This window comes from Xylanibacter oryzae DSM 17970 (assembly GCF_000585355.1).
GTDB lineage: Bacteria > Bacteroidota > Bacteroidia > Bacteroidales > Bacteroidaceae > Prevotella > Prevotella oryzae.
On record NZ_KK073873.1, the window covers coordinates 1,594,863 to 1,611,206 of the forward strand.

Below are 16,344 nucleotides of genomic sequence, written 5' to 3' on the forward strand. Positions count from 1 at the left end.
ATTTTTTAATAAAAAGTATAGAGATTAAAAGCTGTTCCAATAAAGAATACTATTGAAAATATAATTACGACACTCCCTATTATCTTATTTATCAAAACTATTCCTTTATCATCAAACTTGCCGCGTACTTTATCGACAAGCCAAGTGAGTCCAAACCACCACAAAAGTGCCCCAACCACGATACACATATATCCTGCCGACATTTCTAGTGGATGCTCAGGTTTCACGAACGTGAACTGAGCAAAGCAAGCCATAAACAGGAATATTATCAGTGGGTTTGAAAAACAAACAATAAAAGCAGTTACTCCATTATGAACAAGTGAGCCTCTGCCATTACCACTTTTGTGCATTTTTTTTGTCGGATCGGATTTATAACAATATATGCCGAAAAGCATTAACATTATGCTTCCACTTAATTTTAAGTAAAACATATTCTGCATATTATTTATAAAATCCATCATAAAACTCATACCAAAACCAGTAATCAGTGCATATATGATGTCACTGATTGCAGCACCGACTCCGGTAACGAAACCAAACCACCTGCCCTTATTCAATGTACGCTGTATACAAAGCACACCTACTGGACCCATTGGAGCTGATGCTATAATACCAATCAGCATTCCTTTGATCATTAAATCTAAAATATCTATATGTATAGGAAACGGCATAACGAGTGCAAAATTGCTAAAAAAATATGAAAGATACAAATTTTGTCCCATAAATCTTTGCATGATTAGGCATTTTTATTATCTTTGTAGCTCAATTATTCATAAATCAAATTAATTAAAATCATACAAAATGAATACACAAACGATGAAATCATATGTTATCGGTCTTGACCTCGGTGGCACCAATTCAGTATTTGGTGTTGTTGACAGCCGTGGAGATATTAAGGCTACTACTGCTATCAAGACACAGGGATTTGATAACGTTGAAGATTATGTAGATGCATCTGTAGAAGCTCTTCAAATTATTATAGATCAAGTTGGTGGCATAGACAAAATAAAAGCTATGGGTATAGGTGCTCCAAACGGAAACTTCTATAAGGGAACCATTGAGCATGCTCCTAACATTGTTTGGGGAAAAGGTATTGTACCTTTGGCTGAAATGTTCAGCAAACGCCTCAACAATATTCCTGTTGCACTGACTAATGATGCTAATGCTGCAGCTATCGGTGAAAAAATTTATGGAGTAGCGCGCGGCATGAAGAATTTCATTGTAATCACTCTTGGTACAGGTGTTGGTTCAGGAATTGTTGTAAACGACCAATTAGTTTATGGAAGTGACGGATTTGCCGGTGAACTTGGCCACGTAATAATGCGCCGTGAAAATGGAAGAAAATGCGGATGTGGACGCACCGGATGTCTTGAGACATATTGTTCGGCTACAGGTGTTGCCAGAACTGCACGTGAAATGCTACAGACAACAGATGAGCCATCTCTTCTTCGAGAAATAAAAGCAGAAGACATAACATCTCTTTCAGTTTCATTAGCTGCAGAAAAAGGAGATAAATTGGCTCTAAAAATATATAAATTCACTGGTGACATGCTTGGCGAAGCTTGTGCAGACTTTGCGGCATTCTCTAGTCCTGAGGCATTTATTTTCTTTGGCGGACTGACAAAGGCCGGTGATTTGATTATGAAACCAATAAAAGAATCATACGAAAAACATGTCATGAGTACTTTTAAGGGTAAAGCTCAATTTTTAGTTAGTGGTCTTGATGGAAGTAGCGCTGCAATATTGGGTGCTAGCGCTGTTGGCTGGGATATACAATAATTATATATATTATAGAAAACAAGAAAGCATCACCAATTTTATGGTGGTGCTTTCTTGTTTTATTGATACAATGTGGGCTAATAATAATGACCGAATATTTTTTACAATATATCTTCATTGTTATTTTTATGCCACAAGTAATTCTTCAAAATATTTTGCAGTTTCAATAAAAGATATTATCTTTGCATTGATTAAGGCTCGCCTAATACGCGATTAAATGGGAAAGGAGTGAAAATCCCCTACTGTCCCGCAGCTGTAAGTTCCTTTATTATCTTTAACGCTAGTCCACTGTCTATATGGCGGGAAGGGGTTTAGAGATGGAACGAAGTCAGAAGACCTACCTTATGTATATGCAAGCTGAGACGTCTCGATGAAAGGCTGATTTAGCAATTATAAATTTAGGTTTTTAGATATTCATATGATTCGGGCAGTCATATTTTTATCTTTGCATATCGTATCAATAAAAGTGATAACGACGTGTATTGTTATATAAGTTTATTTAGTTAACAGGGTGTATCCGTGAGGACGCACCCTGTTGTTTTATTATCATATGCATTAAGATATCTACTCTAGTATATACTCCCAGACTTCTTTCATTCCTATAAAACCGAGATACTTAACAGTAGGACCATGCACATATAATTTTCTATTATAATTAGCTGGGTTATCTACCAAATTAATTTCTCTTTTCAAATATATACTACCGGAAAGACACACTGACATTATTTTACGGATATCAGTTTCGCCTTTTTTATCGGCAATTAATACAGATTGTGTATGCGTAAATGGACTTGTGAACTCAGCATACGAAGAACTTTTAGTGCAATCTCCTACGATATAGCCCTTTACTCCCAACATCCATCCGGTACCTTTCTCTATTGCTAAAGACACGCTACAATTATCATTTTTATTATTTACAGGCAGTGTATCTTTTGGCAATGTATTTATGACACTGTCTTTATCTTTAGTGGCGCTATCAACTTTTGGCAGATTATTATCTTCCGCATCCGATGGTTCTACGGGTTCTGTTTGCTGTTTATCATCTGCATTATTTTCTACAACATATCCTTTTTCACAAGATGCAAACGTTAATAATACCAGAAATACGTAAATTAGTTTTCTCATAATATATTTTAAAACTGAGAACAAAGTTAACACTTTTTATCGACAAAAATATACAATATGATCAAAGAAACATACAATTATACCATTTTTCATGATTTTTAATAGATTTCAGACGTTTTTTAATAGCAACTTATAATATATAATATTAAATTTGCAAACTGAATTCTATATAATAACAAATCAAAAAAGTATGAAACATCTATTTACACTAATGCTAGCTATGTTGTTACCCACTATGGCAATGTCGTCAGCGTGGGAAACAAAGTACAAAGAAATTGAACATGCTATTAAGCAACCTACATTCCCAGACAAAGTTTTTAATATTACTAAATTCGGAGCCAACTGCAAATATAAGGCAGTAATCAACCAGAAGGCCATCAATGCAGCCATCACAGCATGTAACAAAGCTGGCGGAGGAAAGGTTTTGGTACCTGAAGGGACTTGGAAAACAGGAGCTTTAACTCTTAAGAGTAATGTCAACCTGGTTGTAAGCAAAGGGGCTACTCTACTTTTTGCATTCGATCCGAGTCTTTACCCTATTGTACCAACCAGATGGGAAGGTTTGGACTGCTGGAATTTATCACCATTAATTTACGCATACAATGCTAAAAATATTGCTATTACAGGTGGTGGTGTAATAGATGGTAACGGCACTAACGACACATGGTGGAAATGGTGTGGAGCTGCTCGTTTTGGATGGACAGAAGGTACTATAAGTCAGAAAAACGGAAGTAGAGCTCGTCTTCAAAAAATGTCTGAAGACGGTTTGGAAATGAACAAAAGACAGTTCGGTGCCAAAGATGGTTTGAGACCTCAATTGATAAACCTAAACAAATGCGAAAATATTCTTATTGAAAACGTAACATTATTACGTTCTCCTTTCTGGGTTATTCATCCATTACTGAGCAAAAATATAACAGTAAGAGATGTACACATTTGGAACGAAGGTCCTAACGGTGATGGTTGTGATCCTGAATCTTGCGAGAACGTACTTATTGAGAATTGTACTTTCCATACTGGAGACGACTGTATTGCCATTAAGAGTGGTAGAAATGCAGATGGGCGAATATGGAATATACCGAGTAAGAATATGATAATACGCGGATGTAAGATGGAAGACGGCCATGGTGGTCTAGTTGTAGGTTCTGAAATTACTGGCGGATGCAATAATGTATTTGTTGAAAACTGCGAAATGGACAGCCCTAACCTTGAGCGTGTAATAAGACTCAAAACGAATTCTTGCCGCGGCGGAATAATAGAAGACATTTATGCACGAAATATTAAAGTAGGTCAATGTAAAGAGGCTGTGTTGAAAATAAACCTTGACTACGAACACAATGAAAGATGCTGCCGTGGTTTCAATCCAATAGTAAGAAACGTATATGTAGATAATGTAACATGTCAGAAAAGCAAATACGGAGTAATGATTGTAGCTCTCGATACAGTTACTAATGTTTATAACATAAATGTAAACAACTGCAGATGGAACGGAGTAGAATCTGGTGGAAATTATGAAAAGGGAAATACTAAGGATATCAATTACAATAACCTCTTCATAAATGGAAGTCTGGTTCTAAAAAAAAAGCCTTATAAAGACTACAGCGAATGGATGTCTTTTTCAGAAATGAAACGCTCTGAGCATCCATATCTCCTGGATTTTGCAAAGACTCCAAAATGGAGTTATGTCATGGGCATAGAAATGGAGTCAATGCTTGACACCTATTTAGCACATAAAGATAAAAAGATATTAGATTATCTTAAGGAATACACAGACACTATGATAGATGCCAAAGGCAATATACGTAGTTATAAAATGTCTGATTTCAATTTAGATCAGATACGAACAGGACGGTTTGTGCTTAGAATGAACCAGATGTTCCCTCAAAAGAAAAATCTAATAGCAATCAAGACTCTATTCAAGCAACTTGAAAATCAGCCAAGGACAAACGAAGGTGTATGGTGGCATAAGAAGATTTATGCTAATCAGGTATGGTTGGATGGAATCTATATGGGACTGCCTTTCTATACTTTATATGCTTCTGACCTTAATAAGAATACAAATAAGGTCTATAATGATGCTGTTACTCAACTTATGAAAACATCGGAAAAAACATACGATGAGAAAACTGGCTTGTGGAAACACGCATGGGATGAAACTCACTCAATGTTCTGGGCTAATCACGAGACTGGATTATCTCAGCATACATGGGGACGTGCTCAAGGATGGATGACAATGGCTATGATAGAAATGCTTGATGCACTTCCTCAGAATTATGCTCGTAGGGGTGAAGTAATTGACCTTTTAAATAAGGTTTTATCTTCTGTTATAAAATATCAGGATAAGAACACTGGGCTATGGCATCAAGTAATGGATGTTAATGATAAAGATGGAAATTACCTGGAAGCTACTTGTTCTTCTATGTTCGCCTATTCACTGCTCAAAGGATATCGGTTGGGGTATCTTAAAGACTCAAAATTTCTTGAAGCCGGTAAGAAAGCATACAATGGCATATTAGATAATTTGATAAAGGTTAATGCAGACTCAACCATTTCACTGACAAATTGCTGTTCGGTAGCAGGATTAGGACCTGATAGCAATCCAAAACGTGACGGTTCATTTGAATATTATATCAGTGAACCAATACGCGATAATGATGCAAAGGGAGTTGGACCTTTTATTTGGGCTTCGCTCGAAATGGAAAGATTGAACAACAATAATTAAAAAAAACTTTGTGGTAATTAAGATTCTAAATCTTGATTCAGTAATTTATTTCATAAAAAAACGCCACAATACCACTTGCCTAGTGTTTATGGACATTCTGGCGCTTATGAAATGTCACTAAACGTCACTGAAATACCACTAATAAAACAAAAAGCTATGCTCCTACTCTATAGGAGCATAGCTTTTGTTATGTAAGAACTATGCATTCACCTTTAAAAAGCTATGCAACTAAAGACTAAAAGCATAGCTTTTAAATAAGCGTGGTATTTCAGTGACGTTTAGTGGCATTGATGCCGACGGAAGCAATCCATTATCGCATTGAAATACAACAACTTAAGAGACATAGTGGTATTGTGACATTTTATTTTATTTATTTTGCTGGATTTTCATCCTTATTAGACTTTTTAGTATCGTCTTGCGTTTTTTCAGGCTTTACATTAACTGCTACAGTCTTATTTGCCTTTTTCTTTTTAGCAGCCTCTTTATTTTGTTTTACAGTTTTTTCTTCAGTAAATATAACTTTATCAATGTTTTTTAATTCTGCAGTTTTAGATTTTTCCATTTTTGCCTTAAGTTTATCTTCAGCATCCTGCATTTTCTCCAGTTTAGTCTGCAAACGTGTTATTTCTTTATTTTTCATTTCAATCTCGTCACCTTGATTCTTGATTGTAGTAAGCAGACTATTCAATTCATCATCGTCAATATCATCCGGATATAGACTATTCACACGGTTTATAAAATCGCCTAGTACATTCATGTAATTTGTGAATGCATCAAAAGAGCTACTGTATATGCCACGATCCAAACTAATGCTTGAAGGTTTAGTAGTCATAAAACGAAAGTTATTGCTTGCCTGTAGATAATCCCAGTCTTGGTTAATACGAGGGTCATTACATATGCGAACACGGTCTGCTACACTATAAAGCTTGCTGAAAGCCTCACTTTGCATCGGATTACCAAGCCAGCTACTTACATCTCTTTCTTCATCTACCCACGATAAAGTATCAGGAACATCTATATTTCCTACACTTTCAATGTTTGAACAAATTTCAGATGGAGTTGAAAATGTTATACCTTTGGCTTTGGCACAAACAGGTAAAGCTTTTATAAACTCCAGAATATTACTAGACAACGGTTGGGCTATGCCTAAGGCGGTAAGTTCCATAAAGATGTTTATGATTTGTTCATCTTCTGGCATTGCTGCTATTCTATTGATATAATTGTCTGCGAAAAGAGGATATCCATCCCATTCTCTATTATTAAAGCGCAAGCAGATATCATCGCTTAAATTAATATCACGTAGTAATAGTTTAAGATTAGGAGATTCTGCACAATTATAGACATAATGTGGCGATTTCCAACCCAATACATGTTTTGCGCCCTCTGTAAGCATTCCTTTGAATCCCATATGTGCAACCTGTACACCAATTTCATCACTGTAAATTAGAGAAGAGTTGCGTAGAACAGTAGGTTTTTTACCGAAATACTCTTTTATTTTTTCACTCTGTCTCTTCACTTCAGAAGTGAAACACTCATCATTTATGAGTGAAGATAATCCATGAGAATAAGGTTCCGCAAGAAATTCCACACATCCGGTTTCATTTAATTCCTGCAATTTTTCCAATACCTGAGGCGCATGAAGTTCCAGTTGTTCTATTCCAACTCCTGAAAGTGAAAAGGCAACCTTAAAGTATTTTCCATTAGCCTTAATCATTTCCATAAATGTATTAAGCGCAGGCATATATGAGCGTTCGGCTATATCACAGATGTTACGCTCATTTTCATAATCATCATAATAATAGTGGTCGGTACCGATATCGAAGAAACGATATCTCTTGAGATGTATAATCTGATGAATCTCAAAATACAGGCAAATCGTTTTCATGTTATTTCGTTTTTATTATTTACTTTTTTATTATTTGGTCATAAAGCTGACGTATCCATAGTCCAACTTTCTCCCATGTTATCTGGTTTACTTCATTCTGACCTTCTTCTTTAAGATAATTGAACAGGCTTTCATTATTACAGATTGAATATATAGCGTCTGCAAGAGCCTGTATGTCCCAATAGTCAACCTTGATGCAGTTGTCAAGTATCTCAGCACACCCACTCTGTTTAGATATTATAGTAGGTGTTCCACATTGCATAGCCTCAAGAGGAGATATCCCGAACGGTTCGCTTACAGAAGGCATAACATATACATCAGAATCTTTTAAACACTGATACACTTCTTTCCCACGCATAAAACCTGGGAAATGAAAACGATCTGCAATGCCTCGCTCTGCTGCCAAATAAATCATAGCATCCATCATATCACCACTGCCAGCCATACAGAAACGTACATTGTGAGTACGATGCAAAACAATATTAGCAGCTTCAACAAAATATTCAGGTCCCTTCTGCATAGTTATACGCCCTAGGAATGTTACGATCTTATCTTTTTCATGATGGTCAGGACGATTTATATCCTGATATTCTTGCTTAAGTGGATAAACTGCGTTGTGCACTGTAAAGCACTTTTTAGGGTCTTGATGATATTGGTTAATCACCGTTTGCCGTGTCAGTTCGCTGACACACATTATACAGTCGGCATTATCCATACCATTCTTTTCTATAGAATATACAGTAGGATTAACTCTCCCGCGACTACGATCAAAATCAGTAGCATGCACATGTATGCACAATGGCTTACCACTTACCTGCTTTGCGTGTATACCAGCCGGATATGTTAACCAATCGTGGGCATGGATAATATCAAAATCCTGTTGACGAGCTACAACACCTGCAACAATAGAATAATTATTAATCTCTTCATGAAGATTATCCGGGTAGCGGCCTGAGAACTCCAGACAACCCAAATCATTGACATTCATATAGTTGAAATCAGCATAAATATTATCACGTAGAGAATAATACTCTCTAGGATCCATAATATTTCCTATTCTACTATTTACATAATCGTAATTAACGTCACGCCAAACTATTGGTACTGCGTTCATCGCTATTATATTCAAGAAACTTTTGTCCTCATCTCCAAATGGCTTTGGCAGACAAAAAGTTATATCCATGTCACCTTGTTCTGCCAGGCCTTTTGTTATACCATAACTGGCTGTACCCAAACCACCAAGAATATGAGGAGGATACTCCCATCCAAACATTAAAACTTTCATATTATCTCCTCTTTATTGGTAATTATACTTTTCAAGTAATCTCAGAGCACGCAATATCTCTGCTACATTAGCTGCAAACGACATTGCACCTTTGCCGTTGAATGGAGGGTTTCCGTCAAACATCTCAGGTATAGTTCCAATACACCGACTTGTCATCTCATCTTCATATCCAACCATTTGGCGCTCGATAAAGCTTAACCTTGTTCGTTTATACATCTTAAGGCATGCTTCCATATAGAATCCTCCTAACCATGGCCATGCAGTACCCTGATGATAAGCATAATCACGCTGACTTTGCGGCCCTGTATACATTGGATTATAACCACCACTTTTAGGTGATAGTGTCCTCAATCCTTTAGGAGTTAGTAATTCTCGTGTACAAACATCAAGTACACCCTTTTTCTGTTCTTGAGAAAGAGGTGAAAAATCTAATGCAACAGCAAATATCATATTTGGGCGTACACTCCAGTCGGGCGTATTGCCATCAACATAGTCGAAAAGATAACCATATTCATTAAGAAATGTATCTACAAACGAACGTTTACAAATTTCTGCACGCCGCTCAAAATTTTCAGCTAAATCATCTTCATTTGAATCAGCAGCAATCTTTGCACCAAATTTTAGAGCATTATACCATAATGCATTAAACTCCACAATATATCCTGTACGAGGAACTACCGGACGTCCGTTTACTGTAGAATTCATCCAGGTTATAGCCTTATCATGACCTTCTGAATATAAAAGTCCATTTTCATCAAGCCGCAGATTAGGGTGGAGTCCCGAAATTATATAGTTTAATATATCTTTTATGAATTTCCCATATATACTATTGCATTTATCATTACCGGCTTCCTTAGCATACTGTTGTAAAGCCCATATACACCATAAAGGAACATCAGGTTGTTCTATTTCATACATATTTACAGTAAGGGGTTTGCCTTCCATAAACTCACGCAAGCCCTTTTCTGAAGTTTTCATTACAAGTTCAAAATAGTCCTGTTCATCTATAGCAAGCGTAAGTCCAGGTAAAGATAAGAACGTATCACGAGCTCGACTTTTAAACCAAGGATATCCAGCAATAATATATCGATCATCATTTTTCTCGCGCTTATGAAATTGATGTGCTGCATTTACCAGACAATGAAAGAAATTATCTCGTGGGGAACGTTCTGAAACTTCTTTATCAAATAACTTTTTTAATAATGATGTTTTAATTTCAGATGTAGAGGCGGCAAAAACGATACTCTCACCTTTTCGGATCTTCATTTCAAAGTATCCTGGTACATAAAGATCTTCGTTAGATGCATATCCACGCTCCTGTTCTTTAGTATATTCCACACCACGATACCAATCTGGTTGAAACACAAACTCATTTTTTTTACAGAATTGCATATAAAGATCTGGATATCCTGAATACATGCATGTTTTGATACCATTATCAACCATACTGTAATCTCTTTTAGCCGTTGAATTTTCATGTGTAAACTGTCTTACACTTCGAAAAGCCAAAAAAGGTTTGAATCGTAAAGTTGTGGCAGAATGGGCGTCGACCAGAGTGTAACGGATCAATATGCGGTCCTCGTAATGCTGAAACACGACTTCCTTCTTTAACAAGACGCCTCCTACCCTATAAAGTGTAGTTGGCACTTTATCACAATCAAACTCACGAATATACTTGTGACCTTTAGGGCTGAAATTATTGCCCTGATATTTATGTAATCCTAAATTAAACTCTGCGCCATGCTGAATGACTGTAACATCTAATGAGGAAAGCAACACGTGGTTGTCATCGTCTATCTCTGGAACGGGGACAACTAGTAAACCGTGGTACTTACGTGTGTTACAGTCGACAATAGTTGAACAAGAATATGCCCCAGAGCGATTGGTGCGTAGCAATTCTCTTGTTAGCGATTCCTGCAAGTTTGTCATCAGAGCCTTCTCAAATCGTAAATAACTCATAGTTCCTATTTTAAGGTATTAAATGTTCATAGCTCAACGCTAATAACGGAAAACAACAATCTTTTATGTGTTTTTGTATCATTGTCCTTCGTTTTTCGCATAAGCAAAGATAGCGCTTATTTTTAAAAACACAAAAGAAATATTAGTATAAATGCCTAAAACATTCTATTTTTACATTATTGAAAACTTTTTTCTATGAAAAATTTATATATTTGACAAAAAAATCGTAAATTTGCACAACTGGGGGATTTAAAGGTTGTATTATGGTTATAAAAACGGCTTACGATAAATTAGAAACAGTAAAGGCCATTTCAAGTCTTTGGGATCCACTTACTGCGGATCAGCGCACATTACTGTTGAAGCATATAACAATTGAACGTTTCAAGAAAAATGATTTGATATATAAAGAGAATGAAACGCCGACAGCTTTAATGTGCCTCATAAAGGGAAAAGTAAAAATATGCAAAGACGGTGTAAGCGGAAGGAATCAAATTATAGGTGTTATAAAGCCTGTTGGTCTCTTCGGTTATAGGGCTTATTTTGCAAAAGAGGATTATAAAACTGCTGCTGCAGCATTCGAAACGTCAGTAATTGCTTTTATTCCGATGGAAATAATAATGAGACTTATTGAAGAAAACAGCATGATAGGACTGTTATTTATTAAAGAGCTCTCTGTTGGTTTGGGGCAAGCTAATGATCGCACTGTAAATCTAACTCAAAAACATATCCGCGGACGTCTTGCAGAAGCTATAATTTTCTTAAAAGATAATTATGGCGTTGAGGAGGACGAGCACACTCTTAGTATATATCTAAGCCGTGAAGATCTAGCAAACCTATCTAATATGACGACCAGTAATGCTATACGTACACTTTCTGCATTTTCTGCTGAAAAGCTAATCGCGACAGACGGCAGAAAAATAAAGATTATCCAAGACGAAGAGCTACGAAAGATCTCAAAAATGGGATAAATATTTATATTATTCCGGTATAAGAAAATTTATAACTTCTTGTTCTACTGTTATTGTGTATGGACCTACAGGAGTGCTAATAAGTCTCCCGTCAATACATACAAGAGGTCTTTTTGCTTCTATCACATCCACCTTGAGTGTACGGTAAGAATGAACGCTTCTATGATTTAGAAAACGATTTGTAAATAGAAGATAAAATCCCTCTATTAATTGGGTAACCTCTGGATGGTATACAACTGATACATCCAACAAGCCATTATATGGTACAGCATTAGGAGTTTGTCCATATCCATGAGCATTACCGATACAGACAGTCATTACCTTTCGTTTTATTATATCCGTATTTATCTTAATATTCATTTTGTATTCCAGGCGTTGAAATATCATTAGCAAAAATGATACGATAAAAGATAATGTTCGTGAACCAAACATTCTACGTGTTTGTCGCCTTAGGTTCATAACAGATGCTATTAACCCAATATTAATACAATTCAAGAAATACCTATGACATTTTATACCTTTCTTATTTGTATAACGAATACACCCCAAATCTATTTTACGCACTCTGTGATTAATTAGCCAATCTATTGTCTGTTGTATATTGTTTTCACTGAAATTCCAAAATCTTGCAAAATCATTCATAACACCATATGGTATTATACCTAATGAAATAGAATCACGTATCTGTTTATCAGTATGCATAAGACAGTTCACGGCATCATTCAGAGCGGAATCTCCACCTACAATAATGATTGTTTTATATCCATTATTTATAAGCATATTTACAAGACGTTCTACGCTTCCTGTAGTTTCACTCTGAACAAAATCATATTCAACTTTACGTTCTTCTAATACACGCTGTATTTTACCCCAATATTTATGAGGGCTTATTATTCCATGTTTAGGGCAAAACAATATACCCCACCTTGAATTTTCTACTGCCATAGGTCTTTTATCTCCTTTATATTCTCTTCTATCGGATGCATAGCATCTATCCAATGTATTTCGAATCCTCTACGTTCCATTCCTCTAAACCAAGTCATCTGACGCTTTGAGAACTGATGTATTGCTATTTCAAGCTTATCAAACATATCCTGATAAGTTGTTTTACCTATAAGATATTCTGTAACAAATTTATATTCCAAACCATAATAAATAAGATTTTCTGGTGGAATGCCAGTATCAAGAAGACTCTTTATCTCATCGAGCATTCCGTTTGCAAGTCTCTGCTTTAAACGGTCAGTTATCTTTTTACGACGCTCATCTCTATCTATATTAACGCCTATAATAAGAGAATCTATTTTAGGGACTTGACGTCCTGAAAATGGTGTATGCTTATAATACTCTTCAATCTCTATTGCCCGTATTGCTCTCTGGGCAGTATCAACATCAGTATTATTATGCATTTTAGATTTGTTTTGTGATTTCAACTCAACAAGCATCTCTGTAAGTTCTGAGAGACTTTTACCTTCCAATTTGGCACGCAATTCAGGACTTTGAGGAACAGGCATTAATTGATATCCTTTAAGAACTGCCTCTATATACAAACCTGAACCACCGCAAAGTATTGAATTTACGCCCCTGCGGCAATTATCCTCATAAACTTCAAAAAAGTCACGTTGATATTCATACACATTATATTTTGTGCCTGGCTCTACAATATCAATAAGATGATAAGGTATATTTTTACCTGCAATAGTATAATCACATAAATCTTTACCCGTACCTATATCCATATTTTTATATACCTGTCTACTGTCTGCACTTATGATTTCCGCACCTATTTCTACTGCCAAAGCAGTGGCAATACGCGTCTTGCCTGAAGCAGTAGGTCCCAATATGGTTATCATTTTTTTCATCAGATACTATTCAAAAGAACTATAAAAATATTGTTTTGTTTGCAAATATAAACAAAAAAAGCCGTTCAGCAATGCTGAACGGCAATTTTTTATCTTAAAGTTTCCAATGATTAACCATTGTGTTTCTTCATGATTTTAATCAAGTCAACTACTTTGTGAGAGTAACCGATCTCGTTGTCATACCAAGAAACAACTTTAACAAATTTATCTGTCAAGTATACACCAGCTTCAGCATCGAAGATAGATGTCAATGAGCAGCCAAGGAAGTCAGAAGAAACAACTTTGTCTTCTGTGTATCCTAGTACGCCTTTCAATTCTTTCTCAGAAGCATCTTTCATTGCTTTGCAGATGTCCTCTTTAGAAGCTGATTTCTTCAAGTTAACTGTCAAGTCAACAACAGAAACGTCCAAAGTAGGAACACGCATAGAAATACCTGTCAATTTACCGTTAAGTTCAGGAATAACTTTACCTACAGCCTTAGCAGCACCTGTTGAAGATGGGATGATGTTGCCAGAAGCAGCACGACCACCACGCCAATCCTTCAAAGAAGGACCATCAACTGTACGCTGTGTAGCAGTTGTAGAGTGAACTGTTGTCATAAGACCTGTCTCAATACCGAACTTATCATTCAGAACCTTAGCGATAGGAGCCAAACAGTTTGTTGTACAAGAAGCGTTAGAAACGATTGTCTGTCCAGCGTATTTGTCTGTGTTTACACCGCAAACGAACATATCCGCCTGACGACCGTCGTCACCCTTCTTAGAAGGAGCTGAAAGAACTACATATTTAGCACCTGCCTGAATGTGCTTCTCAGCACGATCCATTGTCAAGTAGAAACCTGTAGACTCTACAACATATTCAGCACCGATTTCATTCCACTTCAAATCAGCTGCATCTTTCTCAGCTGTTATGCGGATGTGGTTACCATTAACGATCAGTTCATTTTTCTTTGTGTCAGCTTCGATTGTTCCATCGAACTGTCCGTGCATTGTATCATACTTAAGCATGTAAGCCATGTAATCAACAGGCAGAAGGTCGTTGATACCTACTACTACAACATCGTTCTTGTTAGCCTCTTCAAGAGTAGAACGGAAAACGAAACGACCGATACGACCGAATCCGTTAATACCAATTTTAATCATTTTGCTTTATTTATTTTAAAGGGTTAAAATATATACTAAACAACTTTTTTGCCTTTGTGCGTCACCCTTTATTTGTGTAATGAATTTCTCTTATAGAGTAAAATATCTACCAAAGATAACGCATTTCTGCATTTATTTCTCTTTTCGCCCGCAAAGTTACAAAAAAAATCTATATTTGCATACGAAACTTCTATTAATTTATATAAAATAATAACTATGGGACATTTTATAAATGAGTTTAAACAGTTTGCTGTGAAAGGTAATGCCGTAGACATGGCCGTTGGCGTAATTATTGGTGCTGCTTTTGGTAAAATTGTATCTTCTATAGTTGATGATATCATTATGCCTCCAATAGGTTGGCTTATCGGTGGAGTGAATTTTACAGACTTGAAATTTAAATTACCATCAGTTGATTTTGGACTTGAGAAAATAACTCCCGCTACAATCAATTACGGAAATTTTGTACAAGCTTTACTCAATTTTATTATCATCGCCTTATGTGTATTCCTGTTAGTTAAAGGTATAAACAAATTGGCAAATAACAAAAAAGAAGAAAAGCCTACGAATCAGCCCACTCCTTCTAAAGAAGAAGTGCTTTTAATGGAAATACGTGATTTACTAAAAGAAAAAAATGGTATAGAATAAGTAAAAAATATTATATGCATAACGACAATTTCCATTGATTTTTATTACTACAATATATGCGAAGAAGGACTTTTTCTTCGTTTCGTTTCATTTTCCCAAAAAGTTTGACTAACTTTGCAACAAACTTTAATTTAAAAATATGAAACGATTCTTGTTTTTTGTCATTATAATTTATTCAACTACCATTGTTAAAGCGCAAATAAAATATAGTATAGAAGGAGCACCACAATTTTCTCCAGATATATCATGGCGAGTAGGAGGTAATATAGAAATGCCTATTTCAAAGAGATTCTCTATTGTTTCCGGACTTCATTGGTCTGACAGACATAGGACAAAGAAAAACACAACAACAATTACATCTGATCAAGAAAAAGGAATTAGGACAAAGGAATATTCTTTCAACGCAAATTTCATAACCATACCTGTTCGCTTGGCAATAAGAATAGGAACACTTTCTAATTATAAAAACGAATGGAGAGTTTTAGTAGGTCCATATATTGCTTATGGAATAAGTGGAAATGGAAATATCAAGACTTCAATTAACGGGAAGGAAAACAATGAAGATGTTAAAACTTTCGGAAACGACGGTTTATATAGAACGCGATGGGATTACGGTTTAAGCTCTGAAATTCAATACATTCATAAAGACCACTTTAATATGGGAATATTTATGGAGAATGGTTTTAGAGACCTTTATAAATCAGACAATGCATTTGAATCAATAATGGATGATTTATTTGTTGTTTCAAAGATAAATATAACGGTGGGCTTTTCTGTCGGATACATATTCTAATTTTATAACAACGTTTTGAAAAATCATCTCGGAATGTCCGTAATACAATAAGTCGTTTTCCGCAAACATTAAGTATATTGCCATCTATACTAGATATATGGATAAATAGTGACAAAATTAATATATTATTTGAAGAAAAAATTTCTATAATTATAAAAAATGACTTATTGATATCGTAATAT

At 35.7% G+C, this 16,344-nt stretch carries 12 protein-coding genes, 1 pseudogene and 1 riboswitch; of the genes and pseudogenes, 5 read left to right on the forward strand and 8 right to left on the reverse strand.

The genetic code is table 11. The features are described 5' to 3' along the window. Positions 1–5: 5 nt before the first annotated feature. Positions 6–671 carry a LysE family translocator gene (locus XYLOR_RS06545; RefSeq protein ID WP_036877937.1) on the reverse strand — a complete coding sequence of 222 codons (666 nt, stop codon included), beginning with the start codon at positions 669–671 and terminating at the stop codon, positions 6–8. Between the two features lie 130 nt (positions 672–801). On the opposite strand from XYLOR_RS06545, the gene XYLOR_RS06550 reads away from it, so the two are divergent. Next, positions 802–1,779 carry an ROK family protein gene (locus tag XYLOR_RS06550; protein ID WP_036877939.1) on the forward strand — a complete coding sequence of 326 codons (978 nt, stop codon included), beginning with the start codon at positions 802–804 and terminating at the stop codon, positions 1,777–1,779. 177 nt (positions 1,780–1,956) lie between these two features. Continuing rightward, positions 1,957–2,138, forward strand: a riboswitch (cobalamin riboswitch). A 205-nt stretch (positions 2,139–2,343) separates the two neighbouring features. Here XYLOR_RS06550 and XYLOR_RS13320 read toward each other — a convergent pair. Then, positions 2,344–2,904: a DUF6359 domain-containing protein gene (locus XYLOR_RS13320; protein WP_051508913.1), complete on the reverse strand. Its 561-nt coding sequence runs from the start codon at positions 2,902–2,904 to the stop codon at positions 2,344–2,346. A 190-nt stretch (positions 2,905–3,094) separates the two neighbouring features. Between XYLOR_RS13320 and XYLOR_RS06560 the strand changes: the two genes are divergently transcribed. Beyond that, the gene (locus XYLOR_RS06560; RefSeq protein WP_036877940.1) at positions 3,095–5,626 is read left to right on the forward strand and encodes a glycoside hydrolase family 88 protein; all 2,532 of its coding nucleotides are present in this window, start codon (positions 3,095–3,097) and stop codon (positions 5,624–5,626) included. Positions 5,627–6,178: 552 nt separating this feature from the next. On the opposite strand, the pseudogene XYLOR_RS06565 reads toward XYLOR_RS06560, so the two are convergent. The 3 genes and pseudogenes from XYLOR_RS06565 to XYLOR_RS06575 all read right to left on the reverse strand — a co-directional run. Further along, positions 6,179–7,511 (reverse strand): annotated as a pseudogene (locus tag XYLOR_RS06565) (glycoside hydrolase family 57 protein); the annotation flags it as partial. 19 nt (positions 7,512–7,530) lie between these two features. Continuing rightward, entirely contained in the window at positions 7,531–8,796 is a 1,266-nt protein-coding gene (locus XYLOR_RS06570; protein WP_036877941.1) for a glycosyltransferase family 4 protein, read from the reverse strand. 12 nt (positions 8,797–8,808) lie between these two features. Then, positions 8,809–10,755, reverse strand: coding sequence for a glycogen debranching enzyme N-terminal domain-containing protein (locus XYLOR_RS06575; protein WP_036877942.1), 1,947 nt, complete (start codon positions 10,753–10,755; stop codon positions 8,809–8,811). A 263-nt stretch (positions 10,756–11,018) separates the two neighbouring features. On the opposite strand from XYLOR_RS06575, the gene XYLOR_RS06580 reads away from it, so the two are divergent. Then, positions 11,019–11,723 carry a Crp/Fnr family transcriptional regulator gene (locus tag XYLOR_RS06580; RefSeq protein ID WP_036877944.1) on the forward strand — a complete coding sequence of 235 codons (705 nt, stop codon included), beginning with the start codon at positions 11,019–11,021 and terminating at the stop codon, positions 11,721–11,723. Positions 11,724–11,732: 9 nt separating this feature from the next. Here the strand turns inward: XYLOR_RS06580 and XYLOR_RS06585 are convergent, their stop codons facing one another. The 3 genes from XYLOR_RS06585 to gap form a co-directional block, all read right to left on the reverse strand. Continuing rightward, on the reverse strand, positions 11,733–12,668 hold the full coding sequence (locus tag XYLOR_RS06585) for a diacylglycerol/lipid kinase family protein (RefSeq protein ID WP_036877948.1): 936 nt from the start codon (positions 12,666–12,668) through the stop codon (positions 11,733–11,735). Beyond that, on the reverse strand, positions 12,659–13,582 hold the full coding sequence (miaA, locus tag XYLOR_RS06590) for a tRNA (adenosine(37)-N6)-dimethylallyltransferase MiaA (protein WP_245601960.1): 924 nt from the start codon (positions 13,580–13,582) through the stop codon (positions 12,659–12,661). The genes XYLOR_RS06585 and miaA overlap by 10 nt, the downstream gene beginning before the upstream one ends. 110 nt (positions 13,583–13,692) lie before the next feature. Beyond that, on the reverse strand, positions 13,693–14,724 hold the full coding sequence (gene gap / locus XYLOR_RS06595) for a type I glyceraldehyde-3-phosphate dehydrogenase (protein ID WP_036877950.1): 1,032 nt from the start codon (positions 14,722–14,724) through the stop codon (positions 13,693–13,695). Between the two features lie 216 nt (positions 14,725–14,940). Between gap and mscL the strand changes: the two genes are divergently transcribed. Further along, positions 14,941–15,369, forward strand: coding sequence for a large-conductance mechanosensitive channel protein MscL (mscL, locus tag XYLOR_RS06600; protein ID WP_036877952.1), 429 nt, complete (start codon positions 14,941–14,943; stop codon positions 15,367–15,369). A gap of 139 nt (positions 15,370–15,508) precedes the next feature. Further along, on the forward strand, positions 15,509–16,162 hold the full coding sequence (locus XYLOR_RS06605; RefSeq protein ID WP_036877953.1) for an outer membrane beta-barrel protein: 654 nt from the start codon (positions 15,509–15,511) through the stop codon (positions 16,160–16,162). Positions 16,163–16,344: the final 182 nt, after the last annotated feature.